This is a genomic window from Ruegeria sp. AF1, from assembly GCF_056542125.1.
Map to the genome: position 1 here is coordinate 80,380 of NZ_JBQFZG010000007.1, position 16,656 is coordinate 97,035.

The window sequence follows — 16,656 nt, forward strand, 5'->3', positions numbered from 1 at the left end:
CCTTCACAATTCAAGGCGTCACGCCCGCAAATTCTTGGGTGAATCCATAACCACATAGGATGTGATCGATGTGACATGCGGCAAAGTCCCCAACACCTCGGTATGGAAGGTCTTGTAAGACGGCAGGTCTTCACATTCGACCCGCAGCAGGTATTCGATTGTTCCCGTGATGTTGTGGCATTCGACAACTTCCGGGGCCAGTTGGAGCGCGCGTTCAAACCCCTCCTGCGCGGCCTTTGTATGCTCGCCCAGCCCTACACCAATATAAGCGACAAAGCCGATACCCATCGCCGCCGGGTCCAGAACTGCGCGATAGCCTGTGATCACCCCGGCCCGCTCAAGTTCTTGCACGCGGCGCAGGCAGGCCGAAGGGGAAAGGCCCACACGCTCGGCCAGATCCAGATTGCTGATCCGTCCGTCACGGGTCAGCTCCTGCAATATCTGGCGGTTTATTCTGTCATTCTTCATCATTGATTGCACAACTACAGGAAACACGCACAAAAAAGCAATTTCATTTGCCGCAGAGCGGACAATACTTCGCGCCATGACTTATGACATCCTGATGGCCCTGATCGCCTTTGCCTTCGTAACCTCGATCACGCCGGGGCCGAACAACCTGATGCTGATGGCTTCGGGGGCAAATTTCGGCTTTCGACGTTCGATTCCGCATATGCTGGGCATTGGGCTTGGCTTTACCTTCATGGTGCTGCTCGTCGGATCTGGTCTGGTGCAGGTCTTTGATCGGTATCCCGTCAGCTATTCAGTGCTGAAAATCCTGTCGGTGATTTATCTGCTCTATCTGGCCTGGAAGATTGCACATGCCGCGCTGGCAAGCAGCGCCGAGGTGACCGGAGTGCCGATGACATTCCTGCAAGCCGCAGCGTTTCAATGGGTTAACCCAAAAGCCTGGGCCATGGCCCTGACCGCCACCACGGCCTATACACCGGATCGGACGATGTATGCGATTGCCGTCGTGGCGCTTGTCTTCGGAGCCGTCAACTTACCGTCGGTCAGCACATGGACCGTTCTGGGACAGCAGATGGCGCGGATGCTGACAAACCCGCGCCGATTGGTTGTCTTCAACTGGACAATGGCTGTGCTGCTTGTGGTTTCGCTCTACCCAGTGCTTTGGCCGGAGTGAGTTTCCCCATTAGTCGATTTCAGCGATTGTTCTGCTGGGCATGTCGGGAATGTGCTGGCAAGCAAACGAATCTCTTAATCTGATCAACGGCTTTTGACATGAACGATGCCGCTTCAGTGTCATCTAGTTGCATCTGAGGCCAGCCAGCGGCATATAGCTAGGAAATTTCACGCAGATGAGGCGTCATGACCCAGTATCTGGATTTCGAAAAACCGCTGGCCGAGATTGAAGGCAAAGCTGAAGAGCTGCGCGCGCTGGCCCGTGCCAACGAAGAAATGGATGTGGCCGAAGAAGCCGCCGCACTGGATGCCAAAGCCTCCAAGCTGCTGGATGAACTCTATCGCGACCTGACACCCTGGCGGAAGTGCCAGGTGGCGCGTCACCCGGAACGCCCGCATTGCAAGGATTACGTGGACGCTTTGTTCACCGAGTTCACCCCGCTGGCCGGTGACCGGAACTTTGCCGACGATCTCGCCGTTATCGGTGGTCTTGCGCGCTTTAACGATCAGCCGGTGATGGTGATCGGCCACGAAAAGGGCAGCGATACCAAGTCGCGGATCGAACGCAATTTCGGGATGGCCCGACCTGAAGGGTATCGCAAGGCAGTTCGTCTGATGGAGATGGCCGGGCGTTTTGGACTACCTGTCATTACCTTGATCGACACTGCTGGCGCCTATCCGGGCAAAGGAGCAGAGGAACGCGGCCAATCCGAGGCGATTGCCCGGTCGACCGAAATGTGTCTGAAAATCGGCGTGCCGCTGGTTTCGGTCATCATCGGCGAAGGCGGCTCGGGCGGCGCTGTGGCGTTTGCAACCGCAAACCGCGTGGCGATGCTGGAGCATTCGGTCTATTCGGTGATCTCGCCGGAAGGCTGCGCATCGATCCTGTGGAAAGATGCCGAAAAGATGCGTGAAGCGGCCGAGGCGCTGCGTTTGACCGCTCAGGATTTGCACAAGCTGGGCGTATGTGACCGGATCATCCCGGAACCCAAGGGTGGCGCACATCGCGATCGACCGGCAACGGTTGAGTCGGTGCGCGCGGCCATCACCGCCATGTTGACTGAACTGGACGGCAAGGATGGGGCGGCCCTGATAAAAGACCGCCGTCAGAAATTCCTTGATATCGGGTCGAAGGGGCTGGCGGCGTAACCGTCAGCCACCCAAACTGCGCAGCAAAGCAACCGAAGGCTCACCTGTCACGGGCAGACCGTTGGCGCTTTGATAAGCGCTGATGGCTGTGGTGGTGTTGTTTCCGATCACGCCATCTGCGCCTTGCGTGTCATACCCCGCAGATGTCAGGCGGCGCTGCAATTCCTTGCGGTCGTCCAGCGTAAGCCCACTTGCATCCGGCCCGAACGAGGCCTGAAACGGCGCCCCGCCCGCGATCCTGTCCGCCAGATGACCGACGCCGATCGCGTAGCTGTCCGAGTTGTTATAGCGTTTGATTACCTGGAAATTGCGGAACACGGCGATGCGGGGGCCCGGTATTTGCGGCTGCAACACGGCCACCGGAGTACCGGAAACACGCCCCGCCTCGCCCCCCCAGGGCTGCCCCCGCACCCAACCTGCACGCGACAGGTAAGCAGCGGTGGAAGCCAGCGAATCCGTCGGATCATCCGACCAGATGTCGCGCCGCCCGTCGCCGGTGAAATCCACGGCATAGGCTAGATACGAGGTCGGAATGAACTGCGTGTGCCCCATCGCACCGGCCCAACTGCCGGTCATGTTGGCAGGCGTGGTATCGCCGTTCTGAAGGATCTTCATCGCCGCGATCAACTGACTTTCAAAGAACTGCCCACGCCGGCCATCATAAGCAAGCGTCGACAGCGCCGATACAACGGGCACATCACCGCGGCGCGCGCCGTAACGGCTCTCCAGCCCCCAGACGGCCACGACGATTTCCTTATCCACGCCATATTGCGCCTCGATCCGCGACAGGGTGCCGTTATGTTTCCGCAGCATCTGCTGGCCGGTGCTGATCCGTTCGTCCGAGGCCGCGATGGCTAGGTAGTCTTCGAGGCTGCGCTTGAATTCGACCTGATTTCGGTCGCGTTCGATTACGTCGGGCAAATACCCGGCCCCCTGAAAGGCGCGGTCAACGGTTGTCCGGGAGATCCCCTGCGACGCTGCCCTGCCCTTGAAACCGGCAACCCAGGCATCCCACCCGGCATTAGGAACAGCCCGCATCCGGGTTGCAGGCGTGCCGGACGGAGCGGCACCGCCTGTACAGGCGGCCAAAAGCGTTGATCCGAGGCAAATGGAAAAAGTCCGGCGAGTGATCATGGTTTGGGTCTGCTCTTGTTTGTGATTTGCCGCAAGAGTAACCCAGCCGAGTTGCACAGGCCAGAACAGTGACACCTTGGACGGGCGCTTTGACGATGTCGGCAGGAAGCCGCTCAGCTGACCAGCAAACGCAGCCCCTGCGTCACATCCGAGCGCACTGCCAGCCGCAATCCCGGCTCGTCCCCGGCCTTGAGCGCCGCAATGATCAGCTTGTGATAATGTGGCGGCTCTGCGCGCCTGAGACGTCCGTAAAGCGCCCGCATCGTTGGGCCAAGTTGCAGCCAGACGGTTTCAGCAATGGCCAGCATCGCAGGGGCCTGAGCGCGCAGATACAGGGTTCTGTGAAATTCCAGATTCGAGCGGATATAGCCAACCGCATCCCGTTTGGTCACCATCTCGGCAACTGTCATGTTGATGCTCTGCAACCTATCGATCAGGGCCATGTGTGCCCTGGGCAAGGCCCGGCTTGCCAGTTCGACCTCAAGCAAGGCGCGCAAGGCAGCCAGTTCCTCAATCCGGTCATTCGTCAGCTCCGGGGTCGAAACCCGGCCCGATGTGGACAGGAACAATGCCCCTTCTGCGGCCAGGCGGCGGACCGCCTCTCGCGCCGGAGTCATTGAAACACCAAATTCCTTGCCGATGCCCCGCAGCGTCAGGGCCTGCCCCGGTGCCATCTCACCATGCATTATCCGGGATCGCAGCGCCCGGTACACCCGGTCATGTGTTGCGGTCTGGGTTTCGGAAGGGCGCGCGGTCAACATATGCTCATGTGATCACAAAAAGGCGCCACGTCAACTCGGCTCTGTGTCAAATCTGTAGCGATGCAACTCGGCCCCGTTGTCGCGCAACCAACGGCGGGGCGGCTGATACGGGCCAAAGATCTTTTCAACCTGCGCCCAGAAGGCAGGCGAGTGGTTCATCTCGGCAAGATGTGCCACCTCATGCGCCGCGACATAGTGCAACACGTCAGGAGGTGCCAGAATAAGGCGCCACGAAAACATCAACCCGCCATGCGAGCTGCACGACCCCCAACGCGACCGCGTGTCACGCAGGCTGAGTGTCGTGTACGAACGCCCCAGCATAGCTGCATAATCATCACAGGCGCCGGTCAACCGGTCTCGCGCCAGTTCCTTCAGGAACCGGCCCAACCTGCGGGCCTCGGCCCCTGTCGGCACGGCAACCTCATCTGCATTCAGCATAACCCGTCGCCCGGTGGCAGGGACGATTCGGCGTGCTTTCCCCTCGATCGGGATCACTTGCCCAAACTGCACTGAGGCCATATCGGGCCGACCCTGAAGATGCTGCCGGATCCACCCTTCCTTGGTGCGCGCAAAGCTCAAGGCCTCGGATTCCGGCACGCCATTCGGGTAAGTCAACGTGACGCGCCCATCCAGCTGGGAGATTCGCAGGCTGATACGCCGCGCCCGAGCCGATTTGCGCAATCTCAGTGGCACCGGCGGTGTCCCTGGCAATGCGTGCTCTCCCATATCGCGACCTCTCTTGCGCAAAGACTTTGACAGTGCCCTCTGCCTGTGGCAGGTGAGCTGAATCATTTAGACGACTCACCTGATATCAAGGGGATTTGACATGCCCAAGGAAGAATGGGGCGTAAAGCGTGTTTGCCCGACAACTGGTAAGCGGTTTTACGACCTGAACAAAGACCCCATCATCAGCCCCTACACTGGCGAGATTGTGGAGCTTGAAACAGTCAAAAGCCGCATGATCGCGGCGGATGCGGAAGACGCGGCTTCGGTCAAAGCACGTGAAAACACGGCGGATGACGATCTGGTTCTGGACGATGATGACAGCGTCGACGTGGATTTGGATGACGATCTGCTGGACGACGATGATGACGACAGTGATGACGTTTCACTGGACGACATCACCGACATGACGTCAGACGACGACAACTGATCAAGTAAAAGGCGATCCCCTGGGATCGCCTTTTACTTGAGAGGGACAGCCCGGACGGAAATTCGCGTCCAATTCCAATTTTGGACTTGCACTCGCAGCCGCTGTCTCCTAAACGTCCGTCCACCATACCGATGGTACAATGATGGGGCCTTAGCTCAGTTGGGAGAGCGCTTGCATGGCATGCAAGAGGTCAGGGGTTCGACTCCCCTAGGCTCCACCAAAACCTAACAGAACAACTAGATAGCAAGCATTAGAGCGGTGTGACACACAGGTGTGACACAAAATGAAGCTGCATGCGTACCTCTCACTGTCTAGACACGGCATATATTACTTCCGTTGGCCCCTGCCCGACACAAGACCAAAACCCCACACTGGACCAAGCACCACACATCGGACAGTGCATTGGGCTATCGCCCACCAGCCCCGGAAACCATCATTCCAATGGATCAGAGGCCGACGATGCACTAACAATCAAACTGGACTAGTCAAATGAGGCTGTTCACTATCAACGGCGGCCTCGTGATCAACAAACATAAACTGGCTAGACTGGTTGTTTGCGAGTGCGTCCTTGCAAAGTAGCTTACTCAAACGCCCCACAACGAGCTTCGCCGATAGCGTCATGGTGAGGTCCATAGCATCCCTCTGCACCATGGCCGTGCCAGTCACCGTGGTGATGCCTGTCCGTGCATGCGGCCATAGCTATGAGTATAGCCAAAAACACCACCGTTCTCCGGGTTGCTTTTATGCTGTTGCTCTGACCCATTTGCGAAGCACCTTACCAACAATTTGGCAACCTACGCTTTGACACAAGTCAACACTCAACTGCGACGTCGTCCACATCACTGCAGTTAGGGGTTTAGTACGAAGGACCTTCTCATGTTGCTAGCTACGAGGAGGCGGGCCCAAAAAGCTCGAAATTAAGTTGGTCACAATCCATAATTATAAACGTGATGGCGTTGTCATGCTTGGTCTGCTGCAGTAGCGTCCTGAACCATGGTCATCCGACGATACTCAATTGTGCTACTAGTCAGCGTTCTGGTCACCCTGACCGGTTTTGGCACCGTTGTTCATGCGCTATCAGATGGCTGCATCGGCCTTCACTGTGAAAGCCACATGCAATCAACAGAACACGCTTCCGTGGCTAAAAATAGCATCGATAAGTCGTCCCCAAACAGCCACCATGACCCGGACAGTTCAGGAACCGGCGAGTGTAATCCCTCTATCTGCCAAGCCATTGTTTTGCTCGCCCAGAACGGAGAAGCCGCGCAGGATCAACGTGAAATTGATCCAGAGTTTCAGATTGGAACTCAAGCCAAGCCGATTGAACCGGATAACCCATACAAGCCCCCTGACCTTTGAAGCAGCGTAAATCCTTGCGAACATCTGCGACCTGCGCGTGCCGCTGTTCGCAATGAACCGCAGCACTATAAGCTTCCAAAATGTCAGGACCAATCCATGAAAAAAAGCTACTTACTAGTCGGCGTATGCACCGTCGCTGCCGTCGCCGCTTTCATAACCCTTCGGCCCGGTTCAATCGAAGAGACTACGCCGCAGGAGGCACTTGAAGGCGATGCTATGGTCGCAATTCAGATGCCGTCAATTGAGGGCAATGCTGTAATCGGTCAGCGTGTCTTTGATGTCTCCTGCGCTACTTGCCACGGCGTCAACGCGGTCGGAGTAGAAGGCGCAGGACCGCCTCTGATCCACAAGATATACGAGCCCAGCCACCACGCTGACGAAGCCTTTCAGAGGGCGGTTTCACAAGGTGTAAGAAGCCATCATTGGCAGTTTGGTGACATGCCGCCGGTCGAAGGATTGACGCGAGGCGACGTTGCCATGGTGATCGCGTACATTCGTGAAATCCAGCGTGCTAATGGAATAAATTGAGGACAGAACCATGAAGAAGATCATAACGCTCGCAATCATGGCTGCTATTCCCAGCGGGGTACTGGCGCATTCCAAGGCCGAAGAAACGACACCTGCCAACGGGGCTACTGTAACCTCTGTGCCCGCCGAAATTGGCCTCAGCTTCACCAAGGACATCCGGTTGACACGGATTGAGATGGCCCATGAAGAGCAAGCGGCGATACGCTTGGATTTGGGGGACCAAACAAGTTTCCGTCAGGTGTTCACGATCCCATTGCCGGGCAATGGAACCGGCACCTATGTCATCGAGTGGCGTGGTTTAGGTAAAGACGGCCATGCGATGCAGGGCGAATTTTCCTTTTCCGTGGAATGAGCATGCCAGACATTTGGGGAGTTGTCGCAATCCTCGCAAAGCTGGTGCTCTACATCGGCTTTGCTGGGTCCACCGGGCTTGTCGTCGTGAAGTGCCTCTATTCCGAACTAGTCTCGCCGATAAGCCTTGCGATGAAGCGCCAAGCCATGGTCTTGGCGTGGCTTTCCCTCGCAGCAACGGTATTTGGCTTCATGCTCCGAGGAGCCGCCTTAACAGGCGGAGTTGACGGCATGGTCGATCCAGAGATGCTTGGCTTGCTTTGGCAAACATCCGTAAGCGACGTACTTGTTTATCGCCTTGCAGGCGCAGTGTTGATCCTTGTGGGACTGTCTGTTCCTCGCTTTGGCCTATGGATCGCGCTGTTGGGTGGCGCATTGGCCATGTGGTCCTTTGCACAGATCGGACATGTGCCGGAACTGGAGAGTTTTGGTGTCCAACTCTTGCTCCTGTTGCATCTTCTATGTGTAGCCTTTTGGGTGGGTATCTTTAGCCCGCTGCGGGGTATGGCTCTCATGCCTGAACACCTGACAGATGCTGCTGAACTAGGGCACAGGTTCGGACAAGCTGCTGCACTGATTGTGCCAACGCTGGTCGCGGCGGGTCTCTGGATGGCTTGGTTGTTTGTTGGCAATCTCCAAGGGCTCTTGTTCACTAGCTACGGTCAGGCTCTGTTGCTCAAAGTGTTCCTTGTGGCGCTGTTGTTGATCCTCGCCGCTGCCAACAAGCTCCGATTTGTTCCGGCCTTACAAAGCGGAGAGGCTAAAGCAGCGCAACGCCTCGCCCGATCTATCGAGGTTGAGGCAATAGTCGTATTTGCGGTTCTGGCGACAACGGCGACACTCACCAGCGTACTAACGCTTCCGAGTTAAGGTAGGTAGAGATGAACAAACACCTGTATGCACTCGCTATATGCAGTATTGGTACTAGCGTCGCTGCAGATCATGAGTTGTTAGACCGGGACCTCGCGAATGGGCAGAAACTCTACGCAGAGTACTGTGCCTCGTGCCATGGAGTTAATCTGGAAGGCCAACCCGACTGGCAGACACCCGGCGATGACGGAGTGTTACCCGCCCCACCACATGACGTGACAGGGCACACATGGCACCATGATAACCAGCTACTGTTCGAGTATACCAAACTAGGTGGGGCAGACGCATTGGCAGCACGCGGTATTAAAGACTTCAGCAGTGGCATGCCGGGCTTTGAGGGCACCCTGACTAACGACGACATATGGGACGTGCTGGCTTACATACGCTCCACTTGGCCTGACGATGTTCAGCAAATGCAGGCTAGTCGCAACCTTCCTCATCAGTAAAGGACAGTAGTCTGGTGTCGGTTTGGGTATACACAGTTCAACGTAGCAGGTTGAGTGCTTCTAAGTGTGACACTAAGGTGAGACACTCTGCAAACCAACACACTACAATAGTGTTTACTATCAGGGCATTAGGCGTTCGGCAGCGTTTCCCCCAGGCTCCGCCAAAACCTAACAATACAACCAGTTAGCAAGCATTAGAGCGGCGCGACACACAGGTGTGACGCAAAATGAAGCTGCATGCGTACCTCTCACTGTCCAGACACGGCATATATTAATTCCGTTGGCCCCTGCCCGACGCGGCACCAAAACACCGCACCAGACTAAACACCCCGCGTAGAACCTTCGTGTGTCATTGCGTACTAGATGCCCTAATGAGACTGGTACTCTGGCACGGCGTCTTGCAGTGTGCAGCGACACAATAGCAAAGCACATAGAAGCATCGGGCACGAACCACGGCGAACTCCGCACAAAGGTGCATAAGCACTTCACTTCCAACATTGGCATCCAAACCCGTTGGAATGACCCTGACTTCTTTTTGGGGCAATCAGCGCAGATACGCAGATCCGTTGCCGAAAGCGCCTGTTCTTGCTGATCCGCCACGTGGCGAACGCGGATGCGCTTGGGCAAGCGAGCCTGTCTGCTGGGCCGCGCTACACCCATTCCGACTTCACTCAGCGCCGTGTAATTGTCATATCAAAGAAAAATGCAGCATCAAACCGACCCTGATTGGAATGCACGGTTTTGCCACTGGTAAATTCCTTCGAAAAACTCTGAGTGACCGAGAATGGTACAACTCGGGTTTTTCCAAACAGGTATCCCACGTTTCCTGAGATCCGCAGTTTTCCGTTGTCAGACAGCGATGCGCGAAACCTTTGCGGACGCGACGCACCGGTTCCAGTATTGTCTTGAGCACTAATAAGTTGAAACCCGGCGGCCGATTTGCGGTACACCACTCGCAGCATTGTTTTAGGCTTTTCGTTGGCAAGTTCGCCGCCATTGTAACGTGGGTCCGGTCGTCTTTTGAATTCGATGACATAGTCACCATAGAAGGCGTTTTGGGCGTTCTCGTTTGGGGGCGACTTGGGTACGGCCACCAGTATCTGAGGGTCTGCTTGTTGGTCGCTTTGCGCGGATGGTTCTGGTTTTGCAACATTTTTCAGAACGGCGTAGCTCTGTGCTGTGAGGTATCCGGTTCTTTCTGCGCCATTTTGCCTCTGAAACTCTTTCAGAGCTTCACGGGACCGAGGCCCGAAGATCCCATCCACTGATCCAACTGAAAACCCAAGCGCGTTCAGGCCGCGTTGAATGCTCCGGTAATCGTTTCGGTTCAGATTCAGACTGGCCTCGATGTCCGAATTCGAGCGTGGCAACGGTGCAGGCGCGTCTAGGCGGCTTTCGGTTCCAGGGGGTGAAATCGTCGTTTTCGGCGTGACGAGTGTGGCAATCTTCCGATTTGTGCGTCCGACCACATCCGTAACCTGTTGAGAATATTGCCCCGCGCGGGTGTCTGGATACAGCTGCGCGATCAGCTTCAAAGCGCCCTGCTTCGCGCTTTCGTCTTCCAGCTGCATGGCCTCGCCCAGAACACGTTGCGCCGACCGCTCGCGCTCATCGACAGGGCGAACGGCATTGGCAGCATTTGCAGTGGCATCGTCACTATTGATTGGCTCTTTGAGTGCTGCTGGGACAAGGAAAATGTCATGACCGGGCAGAGACCCATAGGTGAATGGCTCCTGATACCCATCTGTAAGTTCGTAAACTGTATCCCGCACCTTCCGGAACATTTTCCCAAGCTCCAACCCGGGTACCTCGATATGTTCAAGAAAGGCCTCTGCATACGGGCTGTTGCGACCGTCACCATCCAGCGCCAAAGTCCCGCCTCGCGCTGAATACCCGACAAGAACCCCACTGGGATCGATGCGGCCTAACCCTTGACCGATTGATCGGGTTGCAGTGGTTCGAACCATATCGCTCACGAACGGGTTGTTCCGACACGCATCCACTATGACCAGCTTCAAGCCTTTCGCGGTCGAAACGGCGTTGAGCACCGTATCCAGACGGATTGCCTCGAATTCTACGTCCTTGTCACTCCTGAGTTCGGCATTGGTCGGTATCAGGTAGTTTGTGTTGTCGATTTCGATCCCGTGACCTGCAAAATAGACTAATACCATATCCGCATCGACCACATCCTCAGAGAAGTCTCTTAAGGTCAGGCGCATTTCGCGGTAGTCGAGGTTTTGTTTTGCTGTGACATGAAAGCCAATCCTCTTGAGGGCGGCAGAGATATCCTGGGCGTCATTGGCTGAGTTTGGGATGTTTGACACATGCTCATATCGTGCATTGCCAATTACCAAAGCCACACGTTTTGCATGAGGCGTTTCCGCAAGTGCTGCGTTCAGTCCGAACATCAAAACGAAGCTCAGATATATCCACGATCCAAAGAAGCATTGGTGCAATTGGCGCGTTAACATGGCAAAATCGTCCACTGAAACCGGACCCAATATAGCATAAATGGAGTTGTTGGGCGACGTTGTTGTCAAACCAACTGCTTCACTTGGGCCTTGTGTGACGTCAGCACCCACCGGACAGATTTAGGGGTTTGAGCACGGAGGATTTCTGGTTCTCCGCAATATCACCCGCGCGATCGCGGCTTACGAACGCACGCTTGTCACGCCCAATACGCCCTATGATCGCTTTGTGAAAGGCGAGGATGCGGCGCTGTTACAAGCAGATTTGCGCGGCCTCGTGCTTTTCGACAAGATCGGCTGCCGAAACTGCCATATCGATCCCGTATTCTCCGCAGCGGGCACTGAAAAGCCACTTGGGACTTACCGAACAGTCCCGGTGTTTTGGGACGGCAATCCCTATCTGGAAAAATACGATCTGCTTCTTGAGGAGCGTCCCGTCCGGTTTCGCGTGCCCTGCCTGCGCAATGTCGCGCTGACCGCGCCCTATTTCCACAATGGCTCGGTAAGCGATCTGGAAGAGGCGATCAGAGTTATGGCCGTTTCTCAGTTGGGACGCACCCTGAGCGATGATCCTTTGGCAGACATCCACATTGTGGCCGCGAGCGCTGAAGACACAGTTCCAGGGCGGAACACGGACATGCTCATCAATCGCGCAGTGAGCCGACAAGAGGTGTCTGATATTGGCGAATTCCTGCGGTCACTCACGGTGGCCACGCTTCCCGATTAGGTTTTTTGCATAAAGAAGACCCGTAAAGGGGCATTGGATCGATCAATCGACTTTGCCGGTTTCGATTTTGTTGGGGATCGCGATGCCCACCGCTCAGGTTAAACGACATGTGGGCTACATTCTTGGAGTACGCTCCGAGACGATATTCTCGATCGCATCGGCAAGGTGGACGTCGGCAATCGCAAGATCACCACGTTCAACGCGCAGCCTGTGCGCTTCGGCCAGAACGTCACCATGAGTTGCACCTTCAGGCGGCTCAAAGCGGTAACTCGCAAGCTCGATCCTCAAACCCAACGGATCGTGGAAATAGATCGAGTTCATGAAGCCCCGGTCTTTGATTGGCGTGTGCTTGATACCCCTCTCGTCAAGCCGTTCCTCGACCTGCATGAGAACCGAGCGTGACACCGCGAAGGCCAGATGATGAACCGCGCCAACCTGATCCCTGAGCAAACTGCCGGACGGTTTTCGATCTTCATTGGTGAACACCGTGATCGTCTGGCCGTTACCAGCGGAAAAGTACAAATGACCCTGTGAATGATCGTCCAGGTTTGGTTGATCGAAGATAAGCGAAAACCCGAGAAGACCCTCCCAGAAGTCTATTGACGTTTGCCGGTCTGCACCAGTCAGGGTGATGTGGTGAATGCCCTGTGCCTGTAATTTGCGCATGTTGAGTTTCCTCCCGTTTGATGAGTTCTCACCTCGCCCGGCTAGTTGAAGGTGAGAAGAAAACAAGCGCCTTGATTGCTTGGTACAACACTGAGTTGCCCACCAATTGCTTCCATGGTCGCTTTGACAATATTCAGGCCCATACCTGTGCCACCGGCCTCTCTTTTTGTCGTAAAGAAGGGCTGCAAAACCTTGTCCTTGTTCCCTTCACTGATACCGGCGCCATTATCCGCAATTTTTAGACTGATGACACCGTCGTTCTGATAGGCTGTCAGCACGGCATTCTGCGCGCCGTGTTGCTGAGCATTCTCGAGCATATGTGTCAGTATTATGTGCAGGGTGGGTGCCGCGACGGGCAAGGGCAAGTTATCGTTTTCAGCCTTGATGGCAAGCGCCGGGAACGTCTGAACGACCTGATCAGTGATGTCGTTCAGACAGCATGTACCGTTGATGGTACTCTGATCGGCCAGGCTGAAGGCGCGCATGTTTGCCAGCAGATCCTCCATCCGTTTTCCGCCCTTTTCTACAGTGTCCAGCAGGCGGTGCTTTTGCGCAGATGGCAAATCGTCGTCGCGCAGCAGCTCTGCCGCGCCTTTCAGGGCGGTGAGGGGTGACTTCAGCTCGTGGGTGACATGGGCGGTGTACGTTTTCAATCCGTCCTGCTTGTCCTGCAAGCGTTCCGTCAGCGATTGAAAACTACGGCTCAGATCCGCGATTTCCCGCGTGCCAAGCTGGTCTGGTGGTTCCCATGCCTTACCACCGTGGCCCGCCATCTGGCTGCGCTGGATCAACAGGTGGATCGGCCGGGTGATGAACCGCCAGAATACGTACCCGATAAGCGCCGTGGACAAAGCGACAAATGCCGCGGCCTTGGCAAGGTTGAAACGTTCGCCGTACAGAAAGCGGAAAATATGGTTCGGGGTGCGGCTCAGGTAAACCGCCCCGATCAAGGTCTGATCCACGTACACTGGCATCGCCACGAAAACGCGCACACGGGCACCGCGGCTGAGGGTATAAAGCGCAGGCGTTGCATCCTCGCGCACGCGGGTGCGCGCGACCGAGACGGTTTTCCCTGAAAGGGCCTCGCGAACCTCGTCAACATGGCCCAGCTTCTGCCCGATTTCCGCGGTTCCGGCAAACACGTTCCCATCGACATCCAGCATCCGGTAACCCGCTAGGGTTTGCGCCTGGGCGGCGTTGGCGATGCGGCTTAGCGGGGCGGCGATGGCCTGATAAACCGAACCGGGTCGGACGGTTGCGGGCCGCGCGTCCGGGCGCGGTGGCAGAACCGTTTCGCGATTGACCGACAGTGATGGGAACACCGCGTGCTCGGTTGAGATTGCACTCGGGCGCGGCGGCTTGATCCCGGCTGCATCTGCATAAAGCTCGGCATACGCCGCTGACATAACCGCAGCCTGTGTCAGCAGGCTTTCTTCGGTCTGTTGCACCAGTTGACTATCATAAAAGCGGAACAGGACCAGCCCGGCAAAGGGCAAGCACAGGACAATGCCCAGCACCAGCAGAACGATGGTCCACAATCTGGGGCGCCATTTGCGGTTCAGCCGGGCGTGCATGCACCCATCCTGAGGCCGACACCGTGAATGGTCACGATCCCCTCGGCACAGCCGGCCTGGGCAAGTTTGGCACGGACATTGCGTATATGGCTGTCAATGGTGCGGTCCGAGACGTGGATGTTATAGCCGTAAAGCGCATCGATCAGCTGCGCCCTGGACAGAACGCGGTCGGGACGGGCCATCAGAGTTGCCAGCAGCCGAAATTCCGATCCGGTCAGTGTCACGGACGTTGAAGCGAACCTGCACAGGTGCCGCTCTGCATCCAGGTGCAGGCTGCCTTGCGACAACACTGGATCGGGCTGGGCAGGTGTCGGCGCGCTGCGTTTCAGGATGGCCTTGATCCGGGCCACCAATTCGCGTGGGGAAAAGGGTTTCGTCAGATAATCATCGGCGCCCAGCTCCAGCCCGACGATACGGTCGACCTCGTCATCGCGGGCGGTCAGGAACAGGATCGGCACGTCCGAGGATTTGCGGATTTCCCTGCATACTTCCAGACCATCCTTTTCGGGCAGCCCGATATCCAGCACGATCAGATCGGGGCTTTCCTGGCGGTTTGTATCAAGCGCGGTCAGGCCGTCGCTGGCCAGAAGTGGCGCATAGCCTGCCTTTTCAATCGCGAACCTTGTTACCTCAAGGATATCCGGATCATCGTCGACAACAAGAATGCGTGCAGGCATCAAATGGGGTCCTTCAACTCTGCTGCCGATAATAGGCTTGGATCCGCCATCTCCGAAAGCCCCATTCGCGCCAGTTGGTGATTGCATCCTTTTTCAGGTCATATTGCATCCACGCGTCACAGACCTGCTGTCCGGTTCTGGTTTCATGATCGCGTATGGCTGGGTAAGCATCAGCACCAAGGCTGCATATGTAACCGGTATCCTGTTTCGTCAGAGCGCTGCCGTGGCTCAGATTGTAGCCGGCTAAGACTGATGCAAAATTCACAAAGTTGCAGGTATACAAGACCACCAGAAGCGCTGCAAAACAACGCCGCAGTAGCCAGGTTGTACCGAAGCCGCGATGGATTTGCACCACGGTCAGCAGCAAACCGGTGAGAACCAGCGCCATCCATATGAAGGCGGCCACCCGCAAATAGGTAAGCGCATAGGCGTCGACGTAATGATGCAGCCGGATAGCAGCTGTCAGCACCAGGAACATGTTCTGCGCCAACCACATGTAGATCAGAAAGCGCAACGTCCGGTCCGCGCCGATCATGCTGTGAGTGACCAGAGTGAATACGCCCGCCAAAAGGGCCGTCACCACCAGCGGATAAGCGCCCCGGTGGGCATAAGCGGCATAGCTCATCCCCTGAGGCAGGGATACACCGCCGGTCAGGATACCGAGGTCCATCACGGTTTGCACAAGGAACATCAGGTTGAACAGCAACAGCGAATTGCGCACCGAGATTGGATTGATCAGAAATGCGGCCCGGCTTGGGCCCGTCTTCGGCATGGCGGCGGGGCGGGCAATGCCACCCAGCGACGGATCGCTGAGGTTAAGGAACGGCCACAGCAGCGAGGCCATTACACTCCAGAACAGAAGCCGCAGCCAGAAGTCCCCCTCGAACAGAAGACTTGGGTCCAGCTCGGCCAGAAGGTCTTCCAGCACTGGATTGGCGGCGGCCAGCAAAGCAAGGAAGACCGCGCCCAATAGCAACGGCAAGGCCAGCGAGGCTGCGTGGCGGCGGCTGTCGGACCCAAGATCGGCGGCCACAGCGGTGCGACATGTGTCGCGCAGCAAAAGCGTCGCGCCGATGGAAGGCAGTCGCAGGGCGGTTCGCAGCAGCAGACGTTCGTTTACGGTCTGACCGAATAGCGCCCAGGTCGCCAGACTGACCAAACCAGCGAGGCTGAACAGCATAGATAGAAGCTGTAAATCGATGGCCACCGGTAGGTTGGTGATCAAGGCAAATGCGGCGGCTATGCGCCACTCCTTTGCAGTCGCACGCCGGGGTTTCATCGCCATGATCGCGGCGGACAAGACCAGCGCGAAGACTGAGACAGAAATGCCTAGCGGCTGTTCCCAAAACAACCAATCAGCAAGCGCTACCAGCGATGCAAGAAGCGGGATTGCATGGCGCATTTTCAGCGTGGACATCAGAGAACCACTCTGCTGTCGTCTGTTGCCTCCCCATCGGGGGACTTCGTCCATCTTTCCCAGCCACCACGCGTCCAACACGATGCTGTCCGGTACGCCGCGAATTGTCAGTTCCTGCCTCATGTCCTGTCTCCTGCTTGCAGGTTTGTGTTCCCGGCAGATTGCCTGCGGCGCTTGCATCTTTGGCGTGACGTATCCGCAGCCTTCATGGGGCTTTCGTGCAGAAAATGTGCAGA

18 protein-coding genes and 1 tRNA gene are annotated in these 16,656 nt (G+C 56.6%); 10 read left to right on the plus strand and 9 right to left on the minus strand.

Going from position 1 to position 16,656, the window contains the following annotated elements; translation table 11 throughout:
* Positions 1–18: 18 nt before the first annotated feature.
* Positions 19–471: an Lrp/AsnC family transcriptional regulator gene (locus ACR0BK_RS11835; protein WP_480554770.1), complete on the minus strand. Its 453-nt coding sequence runs from the start codon at positions 469–471 to the stop codon at positions 19–21.
* 73 nt (positions 472–544) lie between these two features.
* Between ACR0BK_RS11835 and ACR0BK_RS11840 the strand changes: the two genes are divergently transcribed.
* On the plus strand, positions 545–1,141 hold the full coding sequence (locus tag ACR0BK_RS11840; protein ID WP_480554772.1) for a LysE family translocator: 597 nt from the start codon (positions 545–547) through the stop codon (positions 1,139–1,141).
* 185 nt (positions 1,142–1,326) lie between these two features.
* Positions 1,327–2,289 carry an acetyl-CoA carboxylase carboxyltransferase subunit alpha gene (locus tag ACR0BK_RS11845; RefSeq protein ID WP_480473962.1) on the plus strand — a complete coding sequence of 321 codons (963 nt, stop codon included), beginning with the start codon at positions 1,327–1,329 and terminating at the stop codon, positions 2,287–2,289.
* 3 nt (positions 2,290–2,292) lie between these two features.
* On the opposite strand, the gene ACR0BK_RS11850 is transcribed toward ACR0BK_RS11845, so the two are convergent.
* The 3 genes from ACR0BK_RS11850 to ACR0BK_RS11860 all read right to left on the minus strand — a co-directional run bounded on the left by ACR0BK_RS11850 (position 2,293) and on the right by ACR0BK_RS11860 (position 4,910).
* Positions 2,293–3,423 carry a lytic murein transglycosylase gene (locus ACR0BK_RS11850; protein ID WP_480554774.1) on the minus strand — a complete coding sequence of 377 codons (1,131 nt, stop codon included), beginning with the start codon at positions 3,421–3,423 and terminating at the stop codon, positions 2,293–2,295.
* 113 nt (positions 3,424–3,536) lie between these two features.
* The gene (locus ACR0BK_RS11855; RefSeq protein WP_480473964.1) at positions 3,537–4,184 is read right to left on the minus strand and encodes a GntR family transcriptional regulator; all 648 of its coding nucleotides are present in this window, start codon (positions 4,182–4,184) and stop codon (positions 3,537–3,539) included.
* A 30-nt stretch (positions 4,185–4,214) separates the two neighbouring features.
* Positions 4,215–4,910: a M48 family metallopeptidase gene (locus ACR0BK_RS11860; protein WP_480554776.1), complete on the minus strand. Its 696-nt coding sequence runs from the start codon at positions 4,908–4,910 to the stop codon at positions 4,215–4,217.
* 100 nt (positions 4,911–5,010) lie between these two features.
* On the opposite strand from ACR0BK_RS11860, the gene ACR0BK_RS11865 reads away from it, so the two are divergent.
* The 7 genes from ACR0BK_RS11865 (at position 5,011) to ACR0BK_RS11895 (ending at position 8,891) form a co-directional block, all read left to right on the plus strand.
* Entirely contained in the window at positions 5,011–5,337 is a 327-nt protein-coding gene (locus ACR0BK_RS11865; protein WP_480473966.1) for a TIGR02300 family protein, read from the plus strand.
* Positions 5,338–5,481: 144 nt separating this feature from the next.
* Positions 5,482–5,557 (plus strand) — tRNA-Ala (locus tag ACR0BK_RS11870).
* A gap of 797 nt (positions 5,558–6,354) precedes the next feature.
* Positions 6,355–6,696, plus strand: a complete 342-nt coding sequence (locus ACR0BK_RS11875; RefSeq protein ID WP_480473967.1) for a hypothetical protein — start codon at positions 6,355–6,357, stop codon at positions 6,694–6,696.
* 96 nt (positions 6,697–6,792) lie between these two features.
* Positions 6,793–7,224, plus strand: coding sequence for a c-type cytochrome (locus tag ACR0BK_RS11880; protein ID WP_480473968.1), 432 nt, complete (start codon positions 6,793–6,795; stop codon positions 7,222–7,224).
* A gap of 10 nt (positions 7,225–7,234) precedes the next feature.
* The gene (locus ACR0BK_RS11885) at positions 7,235–7,576 is read left to right on the plus strand and encodes a copper resistance CopC family protein (RefSeq protein WP_480494746.1); all 342 of its coding nucleotides are present in this window, start codon (positions 7,235–7,237) and stop codon (positions 7,574–7,576) included.
* Positions 7,577–7,578: 2 nt separating this feature from the next.
* Positions 7,579–8,445, plus strand: a complete 867-nt coding sequence (locus ACR0BK_RS11890; RefSeq protein ID WP_480554778.1) for a copper resistance D family protein — start codon at positions 7,579–7,581, stop codon at positions 8,443–8,445.
* Positions 8,446–8,456: 11 nt separating this feature from the next.
* Entirely contained in the window at positions 8,457–8,891 is a 435-nt protein-coding gene (locus tag ACR0BK_RS11895) for a c-type cytochrome (protein WP_480554780.1), read from the plus strand.
* Positions 8,892–9,562: 671 nt separating this feature from the next.
* On the opposite strand, the gene ACR0BK_RS11900 is transcribed toward ACR0BK_RS11895, so the two are convergent.
* Positions 9,563–11,299, minus strand: a complete 1,737-nt coding sequence (locus ACR0BK_RS11900) for a caspase family protein (RefSeq protein WP_480554781.1) — start codon at positions 11,297–11,299, stop codon at positions 9,563–9,565.
* Between the two features lie 223 nt (positions 11,300–11,522).
* Between ACR0BK_RS11900 and ACR0BK_RS11905 the strand changes: the two genes are divergently transcribed.
* A complete protein-coding gene (locus ACR0BK_RS11905) occupies positions 11,523–12,086 on the plus strand; it encodes a cytochrome-c peroxidase (RefSeq protein WP_480554847.1) in 564 nt (187 codons plus the stop codon).
* A gap of 114 nt (positions 12,087–12,200) precedes the next feature.
* Here the strand turns inward: ACR0BK_RS11905 and ACR0BK_RS11910 are convergent, their stop codons facing one another.
* The 4 genes from ACR0BK_RS11910 to ACR0BK_RS11925 are packed head-to-tail and all read right to left on the minus strand — an operon-like array spanning position 12,201 to position 16,543.
* Positions 12,201–12,752, minus strand: coding sequence for a VOC family protein (locus tag ACR0BK_RS11910; RefSeq protein ID WP_480554783.1), 552 nt, complete (start codon positions 12,750–12,752; stop codon positions 12,201–12,203).
* 41 nt (positions 12,753–12,793) lie between these two features.
* Complete coding sequence (locus ACR0BK_RS11915; RefSeq protein WP_480554785.1) at positions 12,794–14,326, minus strand: sensor histidine kinase; 1,533 nt, start codon at positions 14,324–14,326, stop codon at positions 12,794–12,796.
* Positions 14,311–15,003 (minus strand): response regulator, encoded by a 693-nt coding sequence (locus ACR0BK_RS11920; protein WP_480519359.1) that lies wholly within the window; start codon positions 15,001–15,003, stop codon positions 14,311–14,313. The genes ACR0BK_RS11915 and ACR0BK_RS11920 overlap by 16 nt, the downstream gene beginning before the upstream one ends.
* 13 nt (positions 15,004–15,016) lie before the next feature.
* A complete protein-coding gene (locus ACR0BK_RS11925) occupies positions 15,017–16,543 on the minus strand; it encodes a DUF4153 domain-containing protein (RefSeq protein ID WP_480554786.1) in 1,527 nt (508 codons plus the stop codon).
* Between the last annotated feature and the right edge of the window lie 113 nt (positions 16,544–16,656).